Annotated in this window: 20 protein-coding genes; 8 read left to right on the forward strand and 12 right to left on the reverse strand. The window is 38.3% G+C overall.

The features are described 5' to 3' along the window. The first annotated feature begins 1 nt into the window (after position 1). Positions 2 to 1,426, forward strand: coding sequence for an ABC transporter substrate-binding protein (locus EHQ31_RS14160; protein ID WP_135571250.1), 1,425 nt, complete (start codon positions 2 to 4; stop codon positions 1,424 to 1,426). Here the strand turns inward: EHQ31_RS14160 and EHQ31_RS14165 are convergent. Genes EHQ31_RS14165 through EHQ31_RS14195 form a run of 7 tightly spaced genes read right to left on the reverse strand, consistent with a single transcriptional unit; the run spans position 1,383 to position 11,964 of the window. After that, positions 1,383 to 3,866, reverse strand: coding sequence for a transglycosylase domain-containing protein (locus EHQ31_RS14165; protein WP_135571252.1), 2,484 nt, complete (start codon positions 3,864 to 3,866; stop codon positions 1,383 to 1,385). The two genes, EHQ31_RS14160 and EHQ31_RS14165, sit on opposite strands and share 44 nt — an antisense overlap. Next, positions 3,863 to 6,190 carry an endopeptidase La gene (gene lon / locus EHQ31_RS14170; protein ID WP_244247470.1) on the reverse strand — a complete coding sequence of 776 codons (2,328 nt, stop codon included), beginning with the start codon at positions 6,188 to 6,190 and terminating at the stop codon, positions 3,863 to 3,865. The genes EHQ31_RS14165 and lon overlap by 4 nt, the downstream gene beginning before the upstream one ends. Positions 6,191 to 6,248: 58 nt before the next feature. Continuing rightward, positions 6,249 to 8,243, reverse strand: a complete 1,995-nt coding sequence (uvrB, locus tag EHQ31_RS14175; RefSeq protein WP_135571256.1) for an excinuclease ABC subunit UvrB — start codon at positions 8,241 to 8,243, stop codon at positions 6,249 to 6,251. Between the two features lie 6 nt (positions 8,244 to 8,249). Beyond that, the gene (locus tag EHQ31_RS14180) at positions 8,250 to 8,918 is read right to left on the reverse strand and encodes an ATP-binding protein (RefSeq protein ID WP_135571259.1); all 669 of its coding nucleotides are present in this window, start codon (positions 8,916 to 8,918) and stop codon (positions 8,250 to 8,252) included. Between the two features lie 48 nt (positions 8,919 to 8,966). Next, positions 8,967 to 9,434: a tRNA (cytidine(34)-2'-O)-methyltransferase gene (locus EHQ31_RS14185; RefSeq protein WP_135571261.1), complete on the reverse strand. Its 468-nt coding sequence runs from the start codon at positions 9,432 to 9,434 to the stop codon at positions 8,967 to 8,969. 8 nt (positions 9,435 to 9,442) lie between these two features. Continuing rightward, positions 9,443 to 10,597 (reverse strand): S1 RNA-binding domain-containing protein, encoded by a 1,155-nt coding sequence (locus EHQ31_RS14190; protein ID WP_135571263.1) that lies wholly within the window; start codon positions 10,595 to 10,597, stop codon positions 9,443 to 9,445. Next, positions 10,594 to 11,964 (reverse strand): hypothetical protein, encoded by a 1,371-nt coding sequence (locus EHQ31_RS14195; protein WP_135571265.1) that lies wholly within the window; start codon positions 11,962 to 11,964, stop codon positions 10,594 to 10,596. Before EHQ31_RS14195 ends, EHQ31_RS14190 begins: the two co-directional genes overlap by 4 nt. A gap of 37 nt (positions 11,965 to 12,001) precedes the next feature. On the opposite strand from EHQ31_RS14195, the gene EHQ31_RS14200 reads away from it, so the two are divergent. Beyond that, positions 12,002 to 12,706 (forward strand): histidine kinase, encoded by a 705-nt coding sequence (locus EHQ31_RS14200; protein ID WP_135571267.1) that lies wholly within the window; start codon positions 12,002 to 12,004, stop codon positions 12,704 to 12,706. 3 nt (positions 12,707 to 12,709) lie between these two features. Further along, complete coding sequence (locus EHQ31_RS14205; RefSeq protein WP_135571269.1) at positions 12,710 to 13,552, forward strand: glycosyltransferase family 2 protein; 843 nt, start codon at positions 12,710 to 12,712, stop codon at positions 13,550 to 13,552. Here EHQ31_RS14205 and EHQ31_RS14210 read toward each other — a convergent pair. Next, positions 13,457 to 13,801 (reverse strand): hypothetical protein, encoded by a 345-nt coding sequence (locus EHQ31_RS14210; RefSeq protein WP_040917277.1) that lies wholly within the window; start codon positions 13,799 to 13,801, stop codon positions 13,457 to 13,459. The genes EHQ31_RS14205 and EHQ31_RS14210 overlap by 96 nt on opposite strands. A gap of 74 nt (positions 13,802 to 13,875) precedes the next feature. Here EHQ31_RS14210 and EHQ31_RS14215 point away from each other — a divergent pair, with 74 nt between their 5' ends. The 5 genes from EHQ31_RS14215 (at position 13,876) to mutS (ending at position 19,847) form a co-directional block, all read left to right on the forward strand. After that, a complete protein-coding gene (locus EHQ31_RS14215) occupies positions 13,876 to 14,766 on the forward strand; it encodes a shikimate dehydrogenase family protein (protein WP_135571271.1) in 891 nt (296 codons plus the stop codon). Positions 14,767 to 14,808: 42 nt separating this feature from the next. Beyond that, on the forward strand, positions 14,809 to 16,008 hold the full coding sequence (locus tag EHQ31_RS14220) for a Mur ligase family protein (protein ID WP_135571273.1): 1,200 nt from the start codon (positions 14,809 to 14,811) through the stop codon (positions 16,006 to 16,008). Between the two features lie 62 nt (positions 16,009 to 16,070). Further along, complete coding sequence (locus tag EHQ31_RS14225) at positions 16,071 to 16,691, forward strand: TetR/AcrR family transcriptional regulator (RefSeq protein ID WP_135571275.1); 621 nt, start codon at positions 16,071 to 16,073, stop codon at positions 16,689 to 16,691. Positions 16,692 to 16,708: 17 nt separating this feature from the next. Beyond that, the gene (locus EHQ31_RS14230) at positions 16,709 to 17,341 is read left to right on the forward strand and encodes a phosphoribosylanthranilate isomerase (RefSeq protein ID WP_135571277.1); all 633 of its coding nucleotides are present in this window, start codon (positions 16,709 to 16,711) and stop codon (positions 17,339 to 17,341) included. Then, positions 17,325 to 19,847 (forward strand): DNA mismatch repair protein MutS, encoded by a 2,523-nt coding sequence (mutS, locus tag EHQ31_RS14235; RefSeq protein WP_135571279.1) that lies wholly within the window; start codon positions 17,325 to 17,327, stop codon positions 19,845 to 19,847. The genes EHQ31_RS14230 and mutS overlap by 17 nt, the downstream gene beginning before the upstream one ends. Here the strand turns inward: mutS and serB are convergent. Genes serB through EHQ31_RS14255 form a run of 4 tightly spaced genes read right to left on the reverse strand, consistent with a single transcriptional unit; the run spans position 19,818 to position 23,183 of the window. Continuing rightward, on the reverse strand, positions 19,818 to 20,717 hold the full coding sequence (serB, locus tag EHQ31_RS14240) for a phosphoserine phosphatase SerB (protein ID WP_135571281.1): 900 nt from the start codon (positions 20,715 to 20,717) through the stop codon (positions 19,818 to 19,820). The two genes, mutS and serB, sit on opposite strands and share 30 nt — an antisense overlap. Positions 20,718 to 20,719: 2 nt before the next feature. Further along, positions 20,720 to 21,445 carry an SGNH/GDSL hydrolase family protein gene (locus EHQ31_RS14245; protein WP_135571283.1) on the reverse strand — a complete coding sequence of 242 codons (726 nt, stop codon included), beginning with the start codon at positions 21,443 to 21,445 and terminating at the stop codon, positions 20,720 to 20,722. 19 nt (positions 21,446 to 21,464) lie between these two features. Further along, on the reverse strand, positions 21,465 to 21,644 hold the full coding sequence (locus EHQ31_RS14250) for a hypothetical protein (RefSeq protein ID WP_002975048.1): 180 nt from the start codon (positions 21,642 to 21,644) through the stop codon (positions 21,465 to 21,467). A gap of 24 nt (positions 21,645 to 21,668) precedes the next feature. After that, positions 21,669 to 23,183, reverse strand: coding sequence for an MFS transporter (locus EHQ31_RS14255; RefSeq protein ID WP_135573950.1), 1,515 nt, complete (start codon positions 23,181 to 23,183; stop codon positions 21,669 to 21,671). Positions 23,184 to 23,244 lie beyond the last annotated feature (61 nt).

Genomic DNA, 23,244 nt, shown 5'->3' on the forward strand with positions numbered 1-23,244 from the left:
TATGAGAACCTTATCCCTTGTTTTCTTTCTCTTGTCCCTCACTTTTTGCCAAAAGGAAACTCCCCATTTTGACTTAAAAATCGCTCTTCCCTCTGATCCAGCGCATTTGGATCCCCTATTCCTGACTGATTTGTCAGGTCAAAAATTAGCAAAGTTCCTACACCAAGGACTATTCACTCGAGAGAAAAATGGTTTTATTTCTCCTTGGATTCTTTCCTACAAAAAACTTCCACACCCAAAAAATGAAGTCTGGCGCTTCCATCTTCATTCCCATGCGCCTAGTCTTTCCGATATCGAATACAGTTTATCCCGTTTAATTTTTGAAACCTATCCCAGAAAAGGAGACTATCAGTTCTTAGTCTCTATTCGTTTGTCAGCTGAAAACCAAATCGATTTAGAATTTAAACAAGGAACCAAAGAAACAGAGTGGAAAGAAAAACTAAGTTTGCCATTTGCTTCCATCATTGGGAAAGAGGAATGGGAAAAAGGGATTTTAAAGTCTTACGGAATATACAAACTCATCACATGGAAAAAAAATGAGTTTTTAGACTTAGAGTTACAAAGTGAAACAGATCTTGAGTTCCCTAAAAAAATTAGGTTCTTGATTTTACCGCAATCCACCACTTCCTTATTTTTATACAAAAAACATCAACTAGATGCATTCAAACTTACAGACTTTCTACTTTCCTTACCCGAAGCTAATTCCGAATTCACTCTAACAAAAAGAGGAAGGTCTGTTCAGTATGTTGCAATCAACCAGAACAATCCATGTTTTGATATTCATTTTCGTAAAGCGCTCAATTTAGCAATCCCCCGCGAACTGATCATTCAGAAATTATTAGAAAACCATGCCGATTTCACTTATGGACCCGTTCCTTTTATTTACTTGGATAAAATCCAGAAGGAACCAAATAAATTTAAAGAAAAATATGATAAAGATCTAGCGATAGACGAGTTAAAAAAATCTTCCTGTTTTTCAAAAATCAAAAATACCAAATTAGAATTTCGAATGCGAGGTGATGATGAAAACCAAGCAAAAGGAAGAGCCATCAAACAAACGCTAGAGGAAATTGGACTAAAGATCCAAATTAAACCTATGGAAAAAGCTCCCTTATACAAAGAAAATGGAGAAGGCAAAGGAGACCTTACATTACTCACTTGGTATTCCGATTTTGATTCGATATGGAATTTTTTAGATCCACTCTTTCATCCGAATAAAGTTGGTAATGGGGGGAACCGCGCTTTCTATAAAAATGCAGAGGTAGGTAAAATTCTGGACCAACCTTTCAAAAATGATAAGGATGCCGTTAAAGTCATCGAATGGATCCGAGAAGACAAACCCTGGATTTTTCTTTGGTCCATCCAGGAAAACTATTTAGTATCTAAGGATTTTCTTCGTTATAACGCGCTCGTCGATTTTCTATAACGGGCGGTTCCAATTCAACTGAATCCACAGCAGTTGGCCGAATTCGACTTCCTTGCGCATCATAAGTAGAAATTTCAGAATCATCATCAACTGGTTCTGGATTGAGATTAGCATTTTGATTTAAAGGTTCTTGTTTTACAAAACCTGCTCTTTTAGGCGGTAAATCACCAATATAATAATACTGCGCATACAAAGGAACCTTACAGACGTAATCTGGATTGGATTCAATGATGGTTCCATCATCGGCACAAACATCTACCTTAACAAAATCCCCAACAAAATTTGAAATCAACTGATTCCCCATTCCTAACTTAGATTTTACATTTTGTGTGTATCGGTACCATATCCCACCTGAAACTCCAGATCCTGAACCAGGGAAAGGTGCTCCTTCATCATGCCCTACCCAAACAACGGTTACATTTCTAGGAGTAAGTCCAGCAAACCATACGTCACGAACTCCTTTTAATCCTTTCCATCTTGAGGATTTTAATTTTGGAGATTGAACGGTTCCTGTTTTCCCAGCGTATAAAAAAGGTTCCCCTTCTTTTCGCTTTAAAGTCATTGTTCCTTCCTCTGTAAGGACAGATTGTAAAGTATTGATAGCCATAGCACAAGCAACTGGATCTAATATCTGTTCTGCGGCCTCATTAGGCACTGTATTATAAAATTCGTTCCCATCTAAATCTGTAATTTTTAGAATCTTTCGAGGAGTAACTCGCCTTCCTCCATTCATAAGAGTTGCATAGACCACGGAAAGTTCCATAGGACTCAGTTCCCCAGATCCAAGTGCTAATGATAAATTCTTTTGAAACCTAGCTTCTGCTTCTTCTTCGGGGATGGAGAGAATAGCGCTTAGCTTTTGAATAAAATAGGAGATCCCAATTTCATGTAATAATTTTACTGAGACTGTATTCACAGATTGAGCAAGTGCTTGTCTAACCGTTATCTCACCTTTATAGCCCTTATACCAGTTCTTAGGTGAATAACCAGAAATATCTAACTTTTCGTCTTTGATTTTTGAAGAAGGATTTACGATTCGTTTTTCAAAGGCTAATGCATAAACAAGGGCTTTGATCGTAGAACCAGGTTGTCTCTTCGCATCTTCTGCACGATTGAATCGAAATACATTTGAGATTTTATACCCACCAACTAATGCTTCAATATCTCCTGTTTCAGGATCAAGAGAAATCATAGAACCACTAAGTTGTGGCAAAATCGCCCTTGTTACTTCTGCTAAATCTGATTTCCCTTTACTTTGATAATCTGATTCTTGTTTGGTGAGGTCTGCTCTAACTGAATCAACACCAACACGTAAAGCTTCTTCGGCAAATCTTTGTTTTTCCAAATCTAAAGTTGTATATACAAGTAAACCTCGTTCTTCCAAATCTTCATTGGAAAATCGCTCTAATATAAATCTTCTGATTTCCGAATTAAAATCTGGAGCTAAGTTGACTCTAAAATCTTTGTCTGCACCATATTTCCCAATTTCACTTGAGTATTTTGGATTTCCTTCTTCGTCTTTGGTTTCTTTGACTTTATAGATAGTTCTAAACTTTTTTAAATTCAATTCAATGGAATCTGAGAACTTATGAGGAATCTCTTTTTGCGAGGGGTGAAGCTCAGGATTCCTTGCCATATCATATAACACGCGTTTTTGTCTCGAAAGAGCGATTCCTAAATTGCGAACAGGATTATAGACACTGGGAGCGGGGATAATTCCCACAAGTAAGGCAGCTTCTTCAGGACTTAGTTCTGATGCAGGTTTTCGAAAATAATATCTAGCAGCCTCTTCGACACCAGTATTCCCTTCTCCCAAAAATATTTGGTTTAAATACATGGCCAAAATTTCTTCCTTAGAATATTGGCTCTCAATATAAAAAGTGCAATAAAGTTCGGTTAGTTTATTAAATAAATTTCGTTTTCCTAAGTTTAAAGTTAGTTTTGCTAACTGTTGTGAGATGGTAGATCCACCTTGGGACAAACGAAATTGGATTAGATTTGTCACTACAGCACGACCAATGGCCGTATAGTTTAATCCAGAGTGGGAAAAAAATTCCCGATCCTCAGAAGAAAGAACGGCCCAAACAAGGACATTATGTTTTCCTAAGTTGTCTGTTCGAATGGGCCTGAAGTTTCTCCTATAAAACTCTCCCATAACTTTTCCACTGCGATCCAAAATCTTCACTGACTTTGGTTGAAAACTATCATAAAAGTTAGAAACTTCGGATCTATATTTTTCTAGTGATTTATGTACACGAGCTTCTTCGCCTGACCAAACCACATAGGCCCCACCCAAAAAGAAAAAAGATAAAAATACACCGAAAACAATTCCTAAAGTTAGGAAACGGACTCGCCTAACCCAAAAAAAGCGAGCTAGGTCTTTCAAATGACCGTATAATACTTCCAGGATGAGAACAAAAGAATTGGTTTGTTGGTTCATCTCTTTTTACCTTTGGATTTGGGAAAAACCAACTCTTCCACTTCTTCAAAACGAGTGACAGGATAAAAAGTAACACCCTTCTTTACGTAATCTGGAATTTCTTGGAATGCCTTTTCGTTATCCTTAGGGAAAATGATTTTTTTCACACCCACACGTTTTGCAGCAACGATTTTTTCACGTAATCCACCGATAGCCAGCACTTCACCAGTTAACGTTAGTTCTCCGGTCATACCAAAACCTGGAGCAATCACACGATCTGTTACAAGTGATAAAAGTGCCGTAGCCATTGTAATCCCAGCACTAGGTCCATCTTTTGGAGTGGCACCATCTGGAACATGTAAGTGAATTGCTTTTTTCTCAAATAAACTATCATTGTTCACATAATTTTTAACAAACGACAAAGCTATGTTTGCCGACTCTTCCATCATTTTTCCCATCTGTCCGGTAAGTGTCAGTCCACCTTTACCTGGAATCAGTACGGCTTCGATTAGGAGCGTTGAACCTCCCGCATTGGTCCATGCAAGACCTAAAGCTGTTCCCGGAACTTTCGGTATGGTCATTCGATCATCCACAAAAGGTGGTGGACCTAAGTATTCTACTAAATCTTTTTCTCGAATTTCTTTGGAATACTTATCCTTTAACACTTGTTTTAAGGCAATTTTACGAACCAATTTATCAAAAGTTTTTTCGAGTCCACGTAAACCGGATTCTCTAGAATAAGAATTGATAAGGACTGATACCGTTTCCTTTTTCATAGAAAAGGAGTCAGGATTTAATCCATTTTTCAGAAAGATTTTTTTCCAAAGATACTTTTGGAATATTTGTACTTTTTCTTCTGTAATATAGCCTGAAAGTTGAATGACTTCCATGCGATCCAAAAGTACACGTGGGATAGGTTCAAACGTATTTGCAGTTGCGATGAAAAGTACATCTGAAAGATCAAACGGTAAATCCAAATAATGGTCTCTAAAATTTGAATTTTGTTCGGGATCTAAAACTTCCAGTAAGGCCGCTTGCGGATCTCCTTGGTATCCTTGTGACATTTTATCAATTTCATCTAATAAAATTACAGTATCTCGTTCTTTAGTAATTTTTAATGCACTAATGAGTTTACCAGGCATAGCACCTATATAAGTTCGCCTATGTCCTTTGATTTCAGCCTCATCTCTGACGCCACCCACAGAAAAACGATAGAATTTACGACCCAAAGCTTCCGCCACTGACTTCGCAATGGAAGTTTTACCGACACCAGGTGGGCCAACCAAACAAAGAATAGATCCTTTGCTTTTTGGATTTAGTTTATGTACTGCTAAAAATTCTAAAATCCTTTCTTTCACATCTTCTAATTTGTGATGGTCCCGATTGAGAATTTTTTTGGCATGAAGTAGATTAACATCTTTTTCGGCAGGTTTTTCCCAAGGAAGGGCATCCACCAAATCTAAATAATTTCGAATGACATTATAATCGCTGGAGATTGGATCTGAATTTTTAAATTTATCAATTTCTCTTTCTATTTCTACTATAATTTCATCCGCAACAGGAATGGACTTCAATCTCTCCAAAAGTTTTTCGTATTTGATTTCGGTTTTATCTTCTCCGACTCCTAACTCTTGTTGGATGGCTTTTAATTGTTCTCTGAGAAAAAACTGGCGCTGCTGGTTATCTATTTTATCGTTGATCTGTTCTTGGATTTTTTTCTGAAGAACCACCAACTCTATTTCTTTTTTTAAGAATAATAAAACCTTTTCCAATCGATCGTTGATCTGAATTGCTTCAATCACGGACTGGTATTCTTCTTTTTCTAAGTTTAGAATCGAACAAACAAAATCAGCCATCTTTGCTGGTTCATTCACATTCATCATCGTAAGTTTCATATCTTCTGTGAACAGAGGATTGTTTTGTGCCAGTTCCTTGGTCAAAATAAGTAAGGTTCTCATCAGAGCCTTGATATTATTTTTACTAGTACCCAACTCCTCTTCCGGATAATTTACGTTAGCTATCAATACTGGTTCTTTTGTATGTATGGAATTGATTTTAAATCTTTGAATGGTATTTACTAAAATATTCATTCCACCATCAGGTAGATTGATTTTTTTCAAAATTCGAGCCACCACTCCGATTTGGAAAATATTATCTTCCGAAGGAAGGTCAGATTCATCTTCTTTTAAAAGGATAAGTCCCAAAAATCCAGCACCTTTAGATGATTCTTCAATGGATTGAATGAATCTGCCTGGAGGAACAATTAAAGGTGTGATGATTCCTGGGAATACTGGCCTTACCTTAATGGGGAGAAGAAAAATTTGTTTTGGAAGAGAGTCTTCCATTCTCGCCAATTTTGTTGAGTTTTCCCAAAATTCATTTGTTTCCAATCAAAATCCTACCTTATGATTCTATCTTATCGGGCCCGAGTGCTAACATTTTATCACGAAACATAGCGGCCTTTTCAAAATCCAAATCGGAAGCATAACGCAACATTTCTCTTTTCAATGCATCGCGTAACTTGTCTTTGGTTTTGTATTTTTTCAAGGTAAATTCTTTTTCCATTTCCTTGAGTGCTTCTTCTTTACTATCCTCTTCCGCCATTTCACGTGGAAGGATATCATGAATTTCTTTAATGATACTTTGGGGAGTGATCCCCATTGCCGTATTATGTGCTTCCTGAATTAGACGGCGTCGTTCGGTTTCGCTGATCGCTTTTTTAATAGAATCAGTCATTCGGTCAGCAAATAAAATAGCTTTTCCGTTCACATTCCTTGCGGCCCGTCCAATGGTCTGGATCAGAGATTTATAGTTTCGTAAAAAACCTTCTTTATCTGCATCTAAAATCGCAACGAGGGAAACTTCCGGAATATCTAATCCTTCTCGGAGTAAGTTGATTCCCACGATACAATCATAAACACCCTTACGCAAATCTCTGATGATTTCAGTTCGTTCGATAGTATCAATCTCCGAATGTAAGTATGCAATTTTTAATCCCACTTCCTTATAATAATCAGTTAAATCCTCTGACATTTTTTTGGTAAGAGTAGTGATAAGTATACGTTCTTTCTTTTCAATACGAAGCCTAATTTCGTTTAATAAATCTTCGATCTGGTTGGTGGTAGGACGAACTTCCACCACGGGATCAAGCAGTCCCGTCGGACGTATGATTTGTTCAATGACCGCCTCACTTTTATCAATTTCTTTTTGATCAGGTGTAGCCGACACATACAAAGTCATCGGAGTTAAGGTTTCAAATTCCTCAAAATTCAGTGGACGGTTATCAAGAGCACTGGGAAGACGAAAACCAAAATCAACTAACGTCTGTTTTCTGGACCTATCCCCTGCATACATCCCACCAATCTGTGGAAGGGTTACATGGGATTCATCAATGATGAGCAAAAAATCCATATTGGGAAAATAATCAAGTAAACATGCGGGTCTTTCCCCTTCGTTTCTTCCAGTTAGATGGCGAGAGTAGTTTTCGATCCCACTACAATATCCCAGTTCCACAAGCATTTCCATATCATAATTGGTTCTGGATTCAATGCGTTCTGCTTCTAAATGTTTTCCCTGTTTTAGGAATTTTTCCTTTTGATCCGCCATTTCAGTTTTAATTTTTTCGATAGCGTCTTTAATTTTAGGACCAGAAGTGATAAAGTGTTTAGCAGGATAAACTACCACTCGGTCTAGTTTGGTTTTTACCTTTCCGGTCAGTGGATCAATTTTAGAAAGTCCATCAATTTCATCTCCAAACAGTTCAATCCGAATGCCTTCCTCTTGGTAAGAAGGCATAATTTCAATAGTATCTCCACGAACACGAAAATTTCCTCGGCTAAAGTCTATATCGTTTCTTGCATATTGGATATGGAGAAATTTTCGTATGATTTGGTCCCTATCGATTTTGTCGCCGATTCGTAACATCACAACCGAATTCATATAATCTTCGGGAGAACCCAAACCATAAATACAAGATACAGAACTTACGATGATTACATCATCACGTTCTAACAAACTAGACGTGGCACGTAATCTAAGTTTGTCGATCTCTTCATTCATCGACATATCTTTCTCTATAAATGTATCAGAGGACGGCACATAGGCTTCTGGTTGGTAGTAGTCGTAATAAGAGACAAAGTACTCTACAGCATTTTCAGGGAAAAATTCCTTAAACTCACGAAAAAGCTGTGCCGCAAGAGTTTTGTTATGTGACAAAATGAGAGTTGGTTTTTTGACACGAGTGATTACCTCTGCCATCGTAAAGGTTTTACCAGAACCTGTTACACCGACTAAGGTAATTTTATTTTTACCTTCGCCGAAGGACTTTGCAATATCTTCAATTGCTTTGACCTGGTCTCCGGCAGCCTTAAAAGGAGAAACCATTTTGAAATTTGCCATAGGAACCTATGTTAGTTTACGAGTTGCTTTGAGTATAGCTTGTTTTCGATTGTCGCTAATTTCTAAATCAACTGAATCGAAAAGTTTTTGCATGACCATCATACCACGCATGAGTGTTGCTGTGGAAGAAAACTTACCCCTTTGAATATCGTCTTCTAGATTAAAATCTTTTACTGTATTGATCATTTCAATGGTAAAGGTTTTGTGTTTGTCGATTTGGAATATAACTTCCACTCCGCCACCATCCCCATACTTCGCGGCATTCTCTACTGCTTCCACGGTGGCTATACAAAGATCCATACGTAAGTCTTCAATGATCCCATTTCGTTTCAGAAAATAATCAAGCCTGGCACGAACATATTGCATGGGATTGTATGGTAGAGCACCAAGGATTACAAACTGTTCTGAAGTACCCATCTTGCGAATGATAGGAGAAGATTCAGCTAACAAATATTCCCTTGGGTCCAAGGGGTTTGTGGTGATGATTCCGTCTTTGGTAAATTCATCCAGGACAGAGGTCATAGTTTCCAAAGTTGTATTTGGAATGTCCTTAAATTTCCTCTGGGTTTCCATAAACACCCAAGAGTAGAAATCGTTCACATTCCCCGAGAGGCCATTGGAGAACAAAGTTTTCACTTCTTTCTCTAACTCAGTTCTGGAGAGAGGGAACGGCATATATTCCCATTTCAAGGGGAACGGAAGAGTTGTAAATTGTTTTATCCTTTAAGGATTAGTCCGTGTATTCTCTTGGCGCAGTGCTTCATAAAGTACAATGGCAACGGCATTGGAAAGATTGATCGAACGGCTCACCTCTGCCATAGGTAAGGAAATGATATGTTCTGGAGGGCAAGACTTGTGAATTTCTTCTGGAAGTCCCGAGGTTTCCCTCCCAAATAGAAAGACATCCTTCTTTTGGAAGGTTACATCCCAGTAGACTCTGGTCCCAAACTTGGATACTAGGAAGATTCGACTCCCTTCTTTTTCCTTTTGAGTTCGGAATTCTTCGAAATCCTCAAATCTACGCAGATCCAGATCTTTCCAATAGTCAAGTCCTGCACGCCTGACTGCTTTTTCCGAAAGGTCAAAGGAGGGCTCCCCCACGATAGAGAGGGGAACACCGGCATTTACACAAAGTCTTGCTATATTTCCGGTGTTAGGTGGAATCTCTGGTTTAAAAAGTGCGATCTCCAATTCGTGAATTACTTTTTATTCTTTTTTTCCAATGATTTTTGAAGGGCTAAACCAAAACTAGAAACAGCACCTGTTGATTCCTCTTTGGACATATACTCTTGGTATTCCATCCGGTCTTTGGCTTCTGCCGCTTTAGAAATTGACAAAGCAATTTGTCTTTTTTCAGGATTGATCTCCATCACAAACACTTCCAACTTTTGCCCAGGATTAAAAACTGTATTTAGCGGAGTGCGTGAGGGAACTCCTGTTTCTTTGTTCGGAACAAGTCCAGAAAAATCATCACCTAACCGAACAAAGAGGCCAAATGGTTTGATCGACTCTAATGTCCCTGTCACAATATCAGATTCTTTAAAAGGAAGTTTCCCTGACCAAGGGTCTGACAAAAAGTCTTTTACGCTGAGAGAGATTTTGTTAGTAACCCAATCAAGCGTAAGAATTTTGGCCCGTAACGTTTCTCCGACACGAAATTCTGTGGTTAAATCAGCATTTTTTTTGTAAGTTGCTTCTGATTGAGGAACCAAGGCATCAAACCCGTCCATATCCACGATGAGTCCAAATTTATGAATGCTTTTTACAGTGCAGGATACAAACATTCCGGCCTTTAACTCTTCGCGTAACAGTTGTTTTTTGGTTTCTCTTTCTTTATCTGCAATTTTTTTCTGAGATAAAACAATTTTATTTTGTTTTTTACCAATTTCAGAAATCACAAATTTAATTCGTTTGCCGGCAATATTTGTTCCTTTTAAGGAACCATCTAATTGACTAAAAGGTACGAATGCTGGATGACTTCCCAGTTTTACATCCCATCCGCCATTAGATTCAACTAACATTTGGCCAAGAACAGGGATTTCATATTGAGCTGCCATCTCCATATTTTCTTCTGTTAGGTTGTCTCCAGAAAGACAGGTGGTAAAATAAAAATCGCCCGAGTTTTCTTTTAAAAAATAAACAACAAGTGAATCACCAACCTTAGGTAAAACTTCTTCTCTCCATTCTTCCGTAGAGATATTTCCTGTGATTTTATTTTCTATGGTTCGAATGAACACATAATCATTTTTAACAGCTGTTACTTTGGCTTCATGACGTGAGCCAGGTTCAATGGATTGTCTTTTTTTAAAACTTTCTTCTAATAAACGTTCAAATTCTGAGGATGGGCCTTTCATTTTGCGGTTCCTTCCTTGGTGGGTTTAGGGGTATAGACCAATTTTCCTCCTAATATCATGGATTCAATTGGAAATATTCCGGAACTGCGTTTCAGAGGATTTTCGTCATGAATGGAAAAATGGGCAGGCCCACCGACCCGAATTTTCCCCTCATGATCTGTGCCCATATAGGAACAAGTGCGTAAGGTCAAAGTTTGGATGATGTCACGGCGGATTTGGGAAAGAGATTCTGGGTCTCTACTGGTAGGAAGTATACTTGGGGAAAAACTTCCAAAAAGGGAGGCCCAAAACCCAGGTTTTCCTTTCACGAACTCGGCCTTCCGTTCCTCAGGTTTGGCCAAAATTGCCTCCCAAAGTCGGATTTCCACAATGGCTGCTTGGCCAGGGAAAAGTCCCCAATGCCCAGCCCCGCTGGCAAAGAGTAAATTTTTCCCAACATCGGCTTCCGTCTGGAAATTAGATTGGTAGGGGGAAAAGGAAAGTTTTTCAGAAGTATCCTCCTCCGCATCCCAAGACAAGGAATCCTTCCAACGTGATCCAAAAACCGAATGGAGACGGGACCAAACTTGGACCTCTTCTTTCCAAAGTTCTGGATTTGTTTTTAATTCCTGGAGATACAAAATAGACAACATAGGAGCCCAACGAAAGTCCCGTTTTTGAGCTCGGTACAGATTGGTTCCCTCTGGCATGGGATGAAAGATCACGGGAAAACCGGTATCGAGAGCATCCTCCCAGCTGGTTTTATCCGCAAAGGTATAAGCAACAGGAAGATACCCTCTTTCTTCTCCTTCTCTGCGTTTGGCAAAAAGTTCCGTTTGAGAAAATCCCCGGTTTTCTACTTCTTTTAAAAAGATAGGGAGGTGGCGGTTTCTTTTCGAATCGGGGGATCCGGTAAGCCCTGATTGGTAGAGAATCTCCTTCCCAGTAGTAAGTTCTGGATACAAAGCCGGTTTTTGGGATTGGGTGATGATGGGAGAAAACCACTTTGATTTGGAAATTTCGGTTTGTAAATTAGCCAATGGGGGATCGCCTACCGACTCAATGTGGCTAAATCCAGCCGCTAAAAACCCCGAAAGAAATGTGGAAATCTCATCACGACCCGTCTTTCCGCCCCGGGCATTGGAGCCTAAAGTGACAGAAGCATCACAAAATCCAGGCAATAAGTACTTAGTTTGTACAGTGGGAGCTGCGGCCTTTAGAGAAACGATTTTCCCTTGCACCACCTCTACATCCACAAATCCGCCAAAATTGGATTTTTCACTGTCCCAAATTCGAACCGATTTCATTTTCAAATTTTGAGACAAAAGTATCGTAGGGGCAAAAGCCGATATAAATAAGGAGAGGAATAGAAGCCTGCGGTTTTTCATGCTAGCGGTCTTAGTTACCTTGACAGTAAGGACTAGAATGGAAAAGATTTCGGGTATGGGAAAGGAAACAAGCGAGATTTCTGATCACATCAAATTACACATCGAAAATGGGAAAATTCTCTCGCTTAAGACACACAGAGTGTCCAAATCCGTGGAGGAACATATCAAGGAAGCAGTAGGCCTCATCCTAGATCGCCTTACTTACCCTACTCTTGTCCCCACTCTTTACACCATCATCAAAGAACTAGCGATCAATGCTTGTAAGGCCAACCAAAAACGTGTGTTTTTTGAAGAACGTGGCTACAGTATGTTAAATCCTTCTGAGTATGCCAGGGGCGTTAGAGAATACCGAGAGATGTTTTCGGAAGAAATGTCCAATGAATTTGGAATGAAAGCCAAAAAGAAAGGATACTTCTGCCTAATTAATTTTAAATTCAATGACGATGGAATCACCATAGAAGTCATCAATAACACACCCATTGCCAAAGAAGAAGAAAAAGCCATCCGCGAACGATTGGAAAAAGGAATGGTCTATGATGATATCGCTCAGTTCTATATGGACAATGCTGATACTACAGAAGGTGCAGGTCTTGGACTTGCCCTTATTCTCATCATGTTAAAAGGGGAAGGTATCGATCCCAATTTCTTTCGTATCATCATCGGAGAAGACTCTACCATAGCTCGTTTAGAAATTCCTCTCTCTGATAAATTCATTTCTGTCCGCGACCCAAACCAAATTTAATTTATGCCTCTTCCTTTATCCTGCGCCATCATTACCCAGAACGAAGAGGATAATATATCTCGCACTCTCGTTGCCCTTTCCTTTATTGAAGATATAGTTGTCATTGATTCCGGTTCTACTGACAAAACAGTTGAGATTGCTAAATCATTAGGTGCGCGCGTATTCTATCGTAAGTTTGTAAATTATGCGGATCAAAAAAACTATGCTATCGAACAAACAAAATACGATTGGGTACTTGCAGTCGATGCCGATGAAGTGGTATCAAACGGATTAAAAGTAGAAATCACAGAATTATTTACGAAAAATAAACTACAGTCGGTTGGATACCTTATCCCTCGTTTGACTTATTATTTAGGGAAGTGGATTCGATTTAGTGGATACTATCCCAATTACCAAATTCGTTTGTTTAAAAAAACGGCCGGTGAGTTTAGCGGTGGTTTGGTGCACGAAAGAGTCAAACTTTCAGGAAAACCAATTAAACTAAAAAATCCACTCTATCATTATTCCTATAAAAACATATCCGATCATTTACAATTCATTGATCGTTATTCTAGTCTGTTTGCTGAGGAAGAATTCCGAAAAGGAAAATCGAGTTCAGTACTTTGGGCTTTTTTGAAAGGTTGTTTTAAAGGATTTTATATGTATTGGATTCGGCTGGGAATCCTAGATGGCAAACAAGGATTTGTTCTCGCCCTTCTAGGATTTTATTATAACTTTCTCAAGTATTTAAAGTTATATGAAAAGTCGAATTCAATCTCTTCTTTCTTTGTTATGGTTGATTCGGTTCATGATGTAAAGAGCCGTAAATCCTCCAAGAAAGATAGCAACCAAGTTCACGTTGGATAATTGAGTGGATCCGATTTTTGGTGACATGAGCCACATGATGATATCTCGGATGTAAGTTTGGAAAGTTGCAAAAACGATTAAGGCGCCAATTCCTGCAACGAATGTAGATCCCCAAAATTTTCCGAGTAAGTCTTTACGTTTATAATAATAAAAATAATAGGCACAGGCTGCTGATGCGAGAAAAAAGAATAAAATATCTACGAGAATGGTCCACGGTTCTGATGGTGCGGCAAGCGGTAATGAAATCATTGTTCTTGTACCTGTCTATTACCTATTTTCGGTAAGCCATAGTTTAGTCCATAAGATAAAAAAAGAGGTTTTCCTTGTATTCAAAACACACTGAGATATTTGGCATCTTGGGATATCCCTTGGGCCACACCCTTTCCCCTTGGATTCATAATACCCTTTTTCAACTCTCTGGATATGATGGAGTGTATTTGGTTTTTGAAAACAAACATTGGAACGAGATAGGTCTTCGTCCCTTAATTGACTTAGGCGTACGGGGAGTATCAGTGACCATACCTTTTAAGGAATGGGCGTATTCACAAGCGAACATTGTTTGTAAGGCTTCCCAAACGATGGGTTCATCCAATACATTACTTTTCCGGGAAGGGATTGAAGCTGTGAATACAGATGGAACGGGTGCCGTTACCTCTATTTTAAAATGCGATCCCAAACTTTTAGATCCGCATATAGAAAAACAAATTTTGGTCCTAGGTAGTGGGGGTAGTGCCAAAGGAATCATATTTTCCATCGCAGAAACTCTCCATAAAAATGCGAAGAAAGGAAAAATCCAGAGAAAGGTTAAGATCCTTGCAAGAAATGAATCTGCAACCAAAGAGATTCTCAATTCTTTAGGAAATCCAGAATGGATTGGTGTTACGACCAAAGAAAACTCTATGGAAGAAGCAGAAAACTATGATCTTGTCATCCATACAACTCCCGTTGGTATGAAAGGATTTGAAGGGGAACCACTTCTAAACTCCGACTTTTTTACCAAAAAACATACGTTATTCGATATTGTTTATAATCCCTTAGAAACAGAATTAGTAAAACAAGCAAAGAAAAAAAAAGCTGAGATCATTCCTGGATACCACATGTTACTTTTCCAAGGGATTCGACAATTTGAACTATTTACAAATATTCAAACAAAACAGAAATGGATTAGGAAGGTAGAATCACTCCTTCTCAAACAATTAAAAAATCGCAATTAAATCGATTCCCAAAGTTCACAAAGGATTATAAAAATATTCTATATGTTGTTTTTAGATTTTTTAAATAGTTTACAAAACATAGAAAAAACAAGGAACTTCAATGTTTTTAAAGAATATTCTTTAGATGAACTCTCTAAACTTTTTTTATTTGTAAATACTAAACACAAAATACAGAAACCAATTCGCATCAGTGTGGTTGGAACCAATGGAAAAGGATCTACCTCACATTACCTTGCATCTCTTTTATCCATTTTTGGATACAAAACAGGACTATATACTTCCCCTCACCTTTCGACACCGCTAGAACGATTTCAAATCTTTGAAGATGGAAAACCTCAGGTGCCTAAAGAAGAGGAAGTAAATTCATTTTTTAAAAATTCAATCCTTCCTGATTTAGATAAATTTAAATCACTATCCTATTTTGAATTTTTAACCATTTTTACTTATCTCTATTTTGCAAAAAAAAATACAGATTTCGAAATTTGGGAGGCAGGACTTGGCGGAAGGCTTGACGCCACAAAACTTGTGAATGCCGACCATGTCATATTTACAAAAATTGGATTGGATCATTCTGAAATTTTAGGAGATACCAAAGAAAAAATTTGTATGGAAAAATTAGGAATCCTAACAGATGTTTGCCGAAACCTTTTGGTGATGGATCACGAAGATAATTCCTTAAAAACTCTCATTCAAAATTTTCACAAAGGAAACACTTCAGTTCAGTTCCTCCCTTTGGAACAAAAACCCACGTATTTAGAAACTAACTTTCTTTTTTCCCAAACGGCACTCAGCATTCTTTATCCAGATTTAACTCCAAAACTGAATTCGATAACTTTCGAATCTGTAGCCAAACCTCGGGGGCGTATGGAAGTTTTACAAAACTCTCCTGAAATTGTTTTTGATCCGGCCCATAACCCAGATGCCATCGCTACGACTACTCGCGAATTTGCCAAAACACATCCTTCCTTTTCCCTGCTTCTAGGAAGTCTTCCCGATAAAGACCTAGAAGGGATCCTTTTGCAACTGGAAAGCCTTCCCCTACAATCTCTGGTTTTATGGGAAGGCAGCGGTTTCGGAACTTTCCCAGCCTTACCGGATCCCCTGAAGCCAGTGGCTCAAAGGATCAACAGAAAGGAAGACCTAATCCCCCTTTTTCAAGGCAGATTTCCTGTTTTGGTGTTAGGAAGTTTTCGTCTCTATGGAATTGTGGCAAAATTAATACAAAATACAACAAACATGTAAAATTAAACTTTACAAATGAATCCTGAACGACATTGTTCTTTTAGGAAACATCGTTCAGGACCATGCAAACTCCCAAAGAACATACACGAAAAGAAATCTTACAAGCGGCTCGAGAGGAATTCATCCAACTCGGTTTTGAGAAGGCTAGTATGCGGACCATTGCAAAAAAAGCAAAGGTATCGACGAGTAATATCTATAATTACTTTGAAAACAAAGAACACCTTCTAACAGAGATACTACAGCCGGTTCTTTCTGGAATGGAAAAAGCCTTTGCTTACGTATCTCATCCAGATTACTTCGAAAAAAGATTTAACGACAGTTATGAGGCTTGGCAAGAGAGATTTCATATTGCACTTGATTATGTGGATGCCAATCGAGATGATTTTATCTTACTTTTAACCAAATCACAGGGTTCTCATTTAGAAGAATTTCCTGATACGGTTCTCACTCGTCTGACAAAAATCAACTTTGAACAGTATAGCAGTTTTAAAGAAAAAAATCCAAGTTACAAAGGGGAAGTCAGCGAATTTGTAGTTCGCAACATTCTTTCCTTTTTTCTCAATATCTTTGTGCAGATGGTTCGCCAAGGAATTTCTAAACAAGATATGTTGATTTATCAGGATAGTTTCCTTAAATTTTTACACTTTGGATACAAAGGATCGATTGCCTCTGATCTGAGTTGATTCAATCTGGTTTCCAAATGGGAACCAGATACAAAATCAAAATCTGTGGAATCAAAGACCTGGCCACATTGGAACTTTGTGTGGATCTCCAGGTCGATTTTGTAGGTCTCAACTTTTCACCACGTTCCCCTCGTGCCATCACACCTCAAACCGCTGAGGAACTTCTCCGCATCAGACAAAAATCTGGATTTCCTAAACTTGTATTTTTATTTTTTGAAAACGATATTACAGAAATTAAAACCTTAACAGAGCGTTTCAATCCAGACCTCATCCAACTCATCCGAGGAGATCAGTGGATACTTCCGCAAATTTGGAATGAATTCACGGAAACAAAAAGGTTACTACCTGCCATCCGCATCCAATCCAAGGTCACAAGTGATGAAGACCTAGAACCTAAATCAGACTTGGTCATTTTAGACAGTTATCAAAAAAATTTAGGTGGTGGGACCGGACATTCATTCCCTTGGGAATATGTAACATCCGTAAAACGACCTTTTTTACTTGCTGGTGGAATCAATCCAGACAATGTCAAATCTGCTTTGGAAACCGTAAACCCATATGGAATTGATGTAGCCAGTGGAGTGGAAACCGACGGGAAAAAAGACCCTAATAAAATAATAACTTTGGTACAAAATGTCCGAACACTATGAAGCATTAAACACTCCTGTTATGCGCCAATATATGGAAGTGAAAGAACAACACCCAGATGGAATTGTATTTTTTCGAATGGGGGATTTTTATGAAATGTTTTTAGAAGATGCAAAAATTGCCGCACAAATTTTGGACATCACTCTTACGAAACGTCAAAACCAAATTCCTATGGCAGGGATTCCTTATCATGCTACAGAAAGTTATATATCAAGGCTCATTGCAGCGGGTAAAAAAGTAGTAGTATGTGAACAAACAAAACCTGACGATCCAAAAGCCAAAATCATGTCGAGAGAAGTGGTTCGTATCATCACACCGGGAACTGTGGTGGAAGACAACCTTCTTGGCGGATACCAAAACAATTATTTATCCTTGTATTATAGGGAAAAAACTTCCGTTTACTTAGCGTTTGCTGATGTTTCCACCTCGGAGTTACTTTATTTCTTTTTTTCAGAAAATGAAACAGAAAGAATTAACGATACTATCAAACGGTTTTCTCCTAAAGAAATCATTTATACAGAAGAAGTTCCACCCTTAGCGAAAGATTCTAGAATCATCCTTTCTAAAATTCCACCTGATTATCTTCCCAAAAAGAAAGGAGCTGGAATTGATACTGTTGTCCATGTCCTTGATGCTTATCTTCAGTATAACTACCGCAAACAAAACTTTGTTTTTAAATCCCCAAGACGAATAGATGAAAACGAATATTTAGTTTTGGATGAACAAACTGTTTCTCACTTGGAGCTTGTCGAAAATCCAAATGACAAAAACCATACTTTATTTGGGGTTTTAAATCGTTGTATCACTGCCACAGGAAAGAGATACCTCAAACAGAGAATTTTATTTCCCACTCGAGATGAAAACAAAATCAAAGCCCATTGGGATAAAATAGAAATTCTTTCTTCCAATAAAAAGGAAAGACAAAAAATAAAAGAACTGTTAGGTGATTTGATTGATTTAGAGCGAGTTCTTACAAGATTTCGCGTTGGAAAAGCTTTGCCTCGTGACTTTCGTGGGATCGAAAAAAGTTTAGAATCCACAGCAAATATCAAATTCATTCTAGATGGAATTGGTTATGATTTTTCCAAACTTCCCAAAGAACTAAATGCACTATCAAAATTGTTTTTTGACACCCTTTATGACGGCGAACTTCCTGTATTTCTCGGGAACTCTCCCTTTTTAAAATCCGGGTTTAATAAAGAATACGATGATGCCATTCTTGCTCGAGAAAAAGGAAAAGATTGGATTTTGGAATTGGAAGAGAAGGAAAAAAAAGCATCAAACATTACCTCTTTAAAGATTCGTTACAACAAAATCCTTGGTTACTTTATTGAAATTTCCAAAGCACAAGCAAAAGAAGTCCCTTCTCATTTTTTAAAAAAACAAACACTGGTTACCGGAGAAAGGTTTACTTCACCCGAATTAGAAGAACTAGAACGAGCCATCCTGCAAGCTGACGGAATCATCGAAAGAATTGAAAAGGAAAAATTCGAAGAATTAGTTGCGCACTGTATTTCTCTTTATGAAGAGTTTTTGACATTGTCCAACGAAATTGCTTCTTTGGATTATCATCTTTCCCTCACCGAAACCAAAGAAGAATACCAATGGATTAGGCCTGAGATTCGAAACGACGGAATCTTAAACTATTCCGAATCACGCCATCCTGTTGTTGAAACTTTTTTACCCATTGGCGAACGTTTTGTACCTAATAGTTTGGAACTCAATCCGAGTGACAACGCCATAGCCGTGTTAACTGGTCCCAATATGGCCGGTAAGTCCACTTTTATGCGCCAAATTGCGATTAACCAAATCCTATTTCAAATGGGATCTTATGTTCCTGCAAAAAAAGCCTCCCTTGCCGTGGTAGACCGAATTTTTACTCGGATTGGCTCGGGGGACAACCTAACTAAGGGTGAATCTACTTTTTTTGTAGAGATGAAAGAGACAGCCACCATCTTAAATCAATTTTCAGAAAATAGCCTCATCTTATTTGATGAAGTTGGTCGTGGGACATCTACTTATGATGGACTTTCGATTGCATGGGCCATTTTGGAATTTTTATCTGCAAAGTTTCCCAAACCAAAAACCATTTTTGCGACCCACTACCATGAGTTGACAGAACTGGAAAAAGGAAATGGAATCTTTAATTTATATTTGGATACGTTTGAAAAAGAAGGTGAAATCCTATTTTTAAAGAAAGTCAAACGGGGAAAATCAAAACAATCCTTTGGAATCTATGTAGCAAAACTCGCAGGGATTCCAGAAACCGTTTCCGATCGTGCCAAAGAAATTCTTTCAGGGCTTGAATCTAAAAAACGAGAAATTAAAATTAAAAACGAAGAACCAAGTTTGTTTGCGGGTCTTATGGATAACCAAACAACCAATCTTTCCCCTAACGAAGAAAAGGTTTTGAAACGATTAAAACAAATTGATCCAAATCAAATTCCACCGATGGAAGCTTTATCGATTTTGGATGAATTAAAAAGAATTCTCAAAGAGAAAAACTAAAGCGGATAGATCAGTAAAATCAATCCAGTTGGTGATTTGATCTTTTAACCCTTGTTTCGCGTGAATTCCAATTCCTATTCCTGCAGCACCAAGCATTAGGGCATCGTTTGCCCCATCACCAACAGCAACCACTTGTTCCAAAGGAATCGAAAGATCTTTTGCATATTGTTTTAGATAAATTTCTTTTTTTTCTCGGTTGATGATCTCACCAAAAATTTCGCCGGTAAAAGATCCGTTCTTTTCTTCCAAACCATTGGCTTTGTAAAAACTTACAGGATACTTTTCAGAAAATAATTGCAATACAGGAGTAAATCCACCACTGAGAATTCCTAGTTTGGATCCATTTGTTGGAACAAATTGAAATACTTTTTCCATTCCCTCATTTAATGTTAATAGATCATATACTTCCCGAAAACTTTCTTTGGAAAGACCGGCTAGATGTTTCACTCGCAATCGAAGTGCTTCGTCAAATCCCATTCCACCTTCCATCGCTTGTTTGGTGACTGTGGCCACGGCTTCATACACTCCGTGTTTTCTTGCCAACTCGTCAATGACCTCTTCTTTGATGACTGTGGAATCCATATCAAAAACAAAAAGAGATTCTGCATTTTTTGGTAACAAAGATTTAAGAAACAAAAAGTCAATTTGGTGTTCTGCTAATTTCTTTCGAATTGTTAAAATTATTTCTCGATCCAACAATTCATTTACTAAAATTCGCACACAGTGTAATCCAAATCTTTCCGATCGAATCACATTTGAAGCCCTTAAATTTGATTGAAAAGATGTCTCACCAAACTTTGAATTGGTGAAAGTTTCAGAAAGTATAGATTCAGTAATCGGAGACCGAGAAATTAGTAGGAGTGAATGCATTTTTACTTTTGTAGATAGGGTCTTAGTTTTTTACCCCAGATTTCATATCCTTTTTCATTAAAATGAAGACTATCCCCATTAGGGCGTATGAATTCATCACTTAGTGTAGGAGAATCGGTTTTACGCATTTTATCCCAAACTTCGATATATTCCACATTAGAAGTGGTTCTTGCAACTTGGTTTAAAAACAAATTGAATACCGGAACAATTTGGTTTAATTCCTTCACCCGAGTTGGTGGCACAGCAATCAGAAATATCTTTGTGTTTCGATTCCGAGAGTGGATTTTATGAATGATAGAAAGGAGATTGTTTTGTACGAGACTAAGGCATTTACCTTGAATAAAGTCGTTTCCACCAATTTCAATAACTACCTTCTCAGGGTGAAGGATAAGGACATCATCTTCAATTCTAGTAAGAAGAGTCTCTGTCATATCCCCGCCAATCCCACGATTGGTAACCGACTTGCCTGGAAATTCCTTGGCCATCAAGTCTGGCAAAAACAAGTGAACCAAACTATCACCAGTAAAAACAATATCGGTTTTTTTGATTTTTATATTATCTTCTGCGTATAACAGCCGTGTGGGGAGCCAAGCTTTCTCTATATACTTTTTAAAGTTAGAGTTGTCTCGCCACCCAGGCTCCGCAAAACATTGGAAATTGGTATCGAAATAATCTCGTTTTGAGGAAGATTTACAATCAGTAACACTCAAAACAAGGGCAAAAGCCATGCCCCATCGGAGGAAGAATTTAGTCCTGTTCTTGCGGTTCATTCATTCGGAAGCGCTTTTGCCAATCTTTGATTTGGGCCTGCGCATATTCTTCCGTGTCACAAATCCGAAACTCGATCGGGTTATTTGTGGTTGTCTCGATGAGTTTGGCTTCGATATACCCGTTCTTTAACTTGGTTGTCTCAATGCGATATCTCATCTGAATAGCTCCAAAAACCAGGATTTAATTACCACGTATCTTTGCAATCTCTTCTAAAGTTTCATCTTCCTTGTATTTTCCAAAGAGAAAGATGGCGAGTAGACAGAATGCTGAGGCAAGAGGACCGGTTAAACGAACACCGAGTTCCCCTCCTACTTCTACATCTTCGACTTTACAAATGGTAGTTTCCATACTTATTTTTGCCTCTACTTCTGAATTTTTTTTCAATTCTGACTTTGGTTCTGCTACGGAAGGTGCGATGATCCCTGTTACATGGGGTGAACCATTTTTCTTTGTTTCACGATCCATTCCCAAAAGGATAACGGAACTAAAAATGAGAACTGCTAGCGTTTGTCCCAATTTCTGCATAAAAGTTCTTCCCGCATAAAACAAACCTTCGCGTTTAGAACCAGTTTTTAATGAATCAAGTTCAGCGATATCGGCAAGGATTGCATTTGGTAAGATTCCAAGGATTGCTATAGGAACAGCGGCAATCGCAACAATCAAATAACCTTGGATATGTGGTGATAATGGCAACGAATTTTTCCCGACAAAATATATAGAAAGAAAGAGGATAAGAAAAATATAGAATCCAACGAGTACGGTTTTTTTCTTTCCGATCCTTCTGGCGATCCAGTTGACCACGGGATAAAAAGCAAACGATACCAGTAACATCACAGTGAGGAGTTGGGTCACAAATTCGCGTTCTAATTCCAAAAGTACAGTTACATAATAGGAAATTCCTGTGGTGAGGATGGTAAGGGCTAAAAAATAACAGAGATCGGACAAAGCGAAGTATAGAAAATTCTTATTTTTGAATGTAAGAAAAATGGCCTCTTTGAAAGGAACACTGGAAGCTTCCGATTCACAATAGGTTTTTTCATGAATCGTAAAAACTGGAAAATACATACAAATAGCAGCAAACACACAAAGGATTCCCAAAGCATACTGACGCGATACCAAAGTTTGAACGGCACTATCCGCATCAAAAACAAACGAAGATTTTAAAACACCGGCAATCATTGGCTCGGTGGATGCCACAATGATCCCCAAGGCGTATGTCACAGAAATATAAGTAGAAAGATTCAACCTCTCTTCCGGTGTATGCCCTAGCTCTGGAATGAGAGCAAAGAAAGGTGTGACATACACTGTTAAAAATAAATAAAATAACAACATACATCCAGTCATCCAAACCAAATTGGCAGAAGAGATAAAGTTGTGTGGGGGAACAAAAATGAGCCAACAAAAGACGGCTGCAGGCAATCCTCCGAGAAAAAGAAAGGGAATCCGACGTCCAAATCGAGAACTAAACCGGTCCGAAGAATTAGCAATGATGGGATCAGTAAAAGCATCCCATAAACGACCAACCGCAGCGACCACTCCAATGGTAGACAGCCCCCAGAAGGCCAACTTTTCAATGAGATCAGGGAAACATTCCTGTCCTAGTTTTGGTGCGGGTGGAAGATAAAAATAAACTTGGTGAAGACCAATGATATTGATGAGAGTGGACCAACCCAATTGGCCGATCGCATAACTCATCTGTTTTCGAAATGGTAAAGAAGGTTTTCGCATTTTTCTCACTAGAGGCGGTAAAGTAGAA

This window comes from Leptospira montravelensis, assembly GCF_004770045.1.
GTDB classification, from domain to species: domain Bacteria; phylum Spirochaetota; class Leptospiria; order Leptospirales; family Leptospiraceae; genus Leptospira_A; species Leptospira_A montravelensis.

Bases quoted from the DNA above. Each gene is read 5' to 3' on its own strand.
- EHQ31_RS14225 (WP_135571275.1), top strand. From the start codon at position 16,071: ATGCAAACTCCCAAAGAACATACACGAAAAGAAATCTTACAAGCGGCT.
- EHQ31_RS14205 (WP_135571269.1), top strand. From the start codon at position 12,710: ATGCCTCTTCCTTTATCCTGCGCCATCATTACCCAGAACGAAGAGGAT.
- EHQ31_RS14210 (WP_040917277.1), bottom strand. From the start codon at position 13,801: ATGATTTCATTACCGCTTGCCGCACCATCAGAACCGTGGACCATTCTC.
- EHQ31_RS14200 (WP_135571267.1), top strand. From the start codon at position 12,002: ATGGAAAAGATTTCGGGTATGGGAAAGGAAACAAGCGAGATTTCTGAT.
- EHQ31_RS14220 (WP_135571273.1), top strand. From the start codon at position 14,809: ATGTTGTTTTTAGATTTTTTAAATAGTTTACAAAACATAGAAAAAACA.
- EHQ31_RS14180 (WP_135571259.1), bottom strand. From the start codon at position 8,918: ATGCCGTTCCCTCTCTCCAGAACTGAGTTAGAGAAAGAAGTGAAAACT.
- EHQ31_RS14190 (WP_135571263.1), bottom strand. From the start codon at position 10,597: ATGAAAGGCCCATCCTCAGAATTTGAACGTTTATTAGAAGAAAGTTTT.
- EHQ31_RS14230 (WP_135571277.1), top strand. From the start codon at position 16,709: ATGGGAACCAGATACAAAATCAAAATCTGTGGAATCAAAGACCTGGCC.
- EHQ31_RS14250 (WP_002975048.1), bottom strand. From the start codon at position 21,644: ATGAGATATCGCATTGAGACAACCAAGTTAAAGAACGGGTATATCGAA.
- serB (WP_135571281.1), bottom strand. From the start codon at position 20,717: ATGCATTCACTCCTACTAATTTCTCGGTCTCCGATTACTGAATCTATA.
- EHQ31_RS14255 (WP_135573950.1), bottom strand. From the start codon at position 23,183: ATGAGTTATGCGATCGGCCAATTGGGTTGGTCCACTCTCATCAATATC.
- lon (WP_244247470.1), bottom strand. From the start codon at position 6,190: ATGGAAGACTCTCTTCCAAAACAAATTTTTCTTCTCCCCATTAAGGTA.
- uvrB (WP_135571256.1), bottom strand. From the start codon at position 8,243: ATGGCAAATTTCAAAATGGTTTCTCCTTTTAAGGCTGCCGGAGACCAG.
- EHQ31_RS14160 (WP_135571250.1), top strand. From the start codon at position 2: ATGAGAACCTTATCCCTTGTTTTCTTTCTCTTGTCCCTCACTTTTTGC.
- EHQ31_RS14195 (WP_135571265.1), bottom strand. From the start codon at position 11,964: ATGAAAAACCGCAGGCTTCTATTCCTCTCCTTATTTATATCGGCTTTT.
- EHQ31_RS14245 (WP_135571283.1), bottom strand. From the start codon at position 21,445: ATGGCTTTTGCCCTTGTTTTGAGTGTTACTGATTGTAAATCTTCCTCA.
- EHQ31_RS14165 (WP_135571252.1), bottom strand. From the start codon at position 3,866: ATGAACCAACAAACCAATTCTTTTGTTCTCATCCTGGAAGTATTATAC.
- mutS (WP_135571279.1), top strand. From the start codon at position 17,325: ATGTCCGAACACTATGAAGCATTAAACACTCCTGTTATGCGCCAATAT.